The organism is Halomonas sp. PBN3 (assembly GCF_000475415.1).
Lineage (GTDB): Bacteria > Pseudomonadota > Gammaproteobacteria > Pseudomonadales > Halomonadaceae > Halomonas > Halomonas shengliensis.
Genome location: NZ_AXCA01000164.1, coordinates 1 through 2,220 on the forward strand (window position 1 = coordinate 1; position 2,220 = coordinate 2,220).

Sequence of the window (2,220 nt, forward strand, 5' to 3'; positions counted from 1 at the left end):
GAGTCGACCTTCGCCACGGTCCGTCTGCGGAGCAAGCGGAGCCGGAACTGCGGATCCCGGGCGACGACCCTGGCGATGGTCTTCAAGCTGCTCCAGAGCGCCGAGAAACGCTGGAAGCGCATCAAGGGGTTCAGCAAGCTGGAGCTGGTCGTGAACAACGTCCGGTTTCAGGATGGGGAGCAGGTAAACGATCAATCAGACAGGACTGCCGCCTGACTGCCATCCACCAGATTTGAGTGCGCCAGGCAAAGCCTGGACATCCGGGAAACCGAGAAGGTGGAAAGGATGTCGTGAAACCCAGTGGGTGAAAGTCCCACCCGGCCAAGGCTAGCCACCAGCCGGCAGCGAGTGTTGCGTGGTGTCGGGTAACCGCCGCTGCGAAGCGTACACAGCGAGTGGATAGGCCGTGTGATAGAGCCCCGAAATTGTGGTAGTGGCAGTCGCCGACAGTTTTCAAATGCTGGAAGGCAACACGACCCTGCCGTATGGCTTGGCAGGGAAGGGCCGCCGGGGTCGAAGAGCAGGGCATGTCCATACAGGGGTTTCCCAGGAACCTGGGAGGCCCGTCCTTCTCCTCTGAACGACAAAGGTACAGGCATGGGGCTGCCTGCGGCGAAAGCTCCCGGTCCGGTGCTGTCGTGCCTGACGGTACCGGAAGCAAACAACAGGCACTCAGGGGGTACGGCCAGGCGACCATAAGGAGCCAGCCGGATGGAAGGGCGGGAGTCGGAGTCGCTCATAGTACCGAAGAAGGCGGGGAACCTACTCGACGGGACCCGCTGGAGGGAAGGGGCGGCCAATCATCAGAACTGCACGAGGGCAACATGACAGGTGCACAGGAACCTGAGGTCATGTCCACGAAACAAGTGCGGATAGCAGCGCTGGCAGAGCGCTTCCCGCAGCGTGCCTTCACGTCACTGGCGCATCATATCGACGCCCAGTGGCTGAGGACGGCCTACCTGATGACGCGCCGTGACGGCGCCGTCGGGATCGACGGCCAGACGGCGGACGACTTCGCGCGCGACTTCGAGGCTAACGTCCAGCGTCTGCTGGAAGCGGCCAAGAGCGGTCGCTACCGGGCGCCGCCGGTGCGGCGCGTCAATATTCCCAAGGGAGACGGGCGCTCCACACGGCCGATTGGCATTCCTACCTTCGAAGACAAGGTCCTGCAACGTGCCGTGGTGGCCCTGCTGGAGCCGCTCTATGAGCATGATTTTCACGAGTGCTCGTATGGTTTCCGGCCGGGGCGCTCGGCGCATCAGGCCATCGGAACGGTGAGGAATGGCCTGATGTCGATGGGCGGAGGCTGGGTCATTGATCTGGACATCAAAGCCTTCTTCGACACGATCGACCACCAGCACCTGCGTGCGTTTCTGCAGCAACGAGTGAAGGACGGCGTGATCCTCCGCCTGATCGGCAAGTGGCTCAAGGCCGGGGTATTGGACGCCGGGCAATGGCAGAAGGGCGAGATAGGCAGCCCACAAGGGGGTGTGATTTCCCCCTTGCTGGCGAATGTCTACCTCCACTACGTGCTGGATGAGTGGTTTGAGCAAGACGTCAAACCACGCCTGCGCGGACGAGCATTCTCGGTGCGCTTCGCCGATGATGCCGTGCTCGCCTTCAGCAACGAAGCTGATGCCCGCAAGGTGCTGGAGGTACTGGCCAAGCGCTTTGCGCGCTTCGGCCTTACCCTGCACCCGACCAAGACTCGGCTGGTACGGTTTCGGCCACATCGCGAGCTACGGGCCGAGACCTTCGACTTCCTGGGCTTTACCTATTACTGGGGGAAGTCCCTGCGTGGACGCTGGATCATCAAGCAGAAAACGGCCAAGGACCGGTTCAAGCGAGGCCTGAAGCGAATTTCGCTGTGGTGCCGAGCCAACCGCCACCTGCCCCTGCGTGATCAGCACCGCCAACTCTGTCGAAAGGTTATGGGGCACTATGCGTACTACGGGATAACCCACAACATCGAGTCTCTGCAACGCTTCCAATACAGGGTTCAGACAACCTGGATCAAGTGGCTCAGGAGGCGATCGCAGAGAGGATGGTTCCCGTGGGAGAAGGCAAGGCAACTGTTGCTGACACTCCCGTTACCGCGAGCGAGAATCGTGCACCGAGCGTCCTTCGTGTGAACCTGACGGTTGAGGAGCCGAGTGCGTCAATCGCGCACGCTCGGATCTGTGGGGGGCCGGAACGAGCAATCGTCCGGTCTACCCGACC

1 protein-coding gene and 1 pseudogene are annotated in these 2,220 nt (G+C 61.7%); both read left to right on the top strand.

What is annotated here, in order from left to right; genetic code table 11:
• Positions 1-216 (top strand): annotated as a pseudogene (locus tag Q673_RS29735) (IS256 family transposase); the annotation flags it as partial.
• Between the two features lie 635 nt (positions 217-851).
• Positions 852-2,132, top strand: coding sequence for a group II intron reverse transcriptase/maturase (gene ltrA / locus Q673_RS29740; RefSeq protein ID WP_023006382.1), 1,281 nt, complete (start codon positions 852-854; stop codon positions 2,130-2,132).
• Positions 2,133-2,220 lie beyond the last annotated feature (88 nt).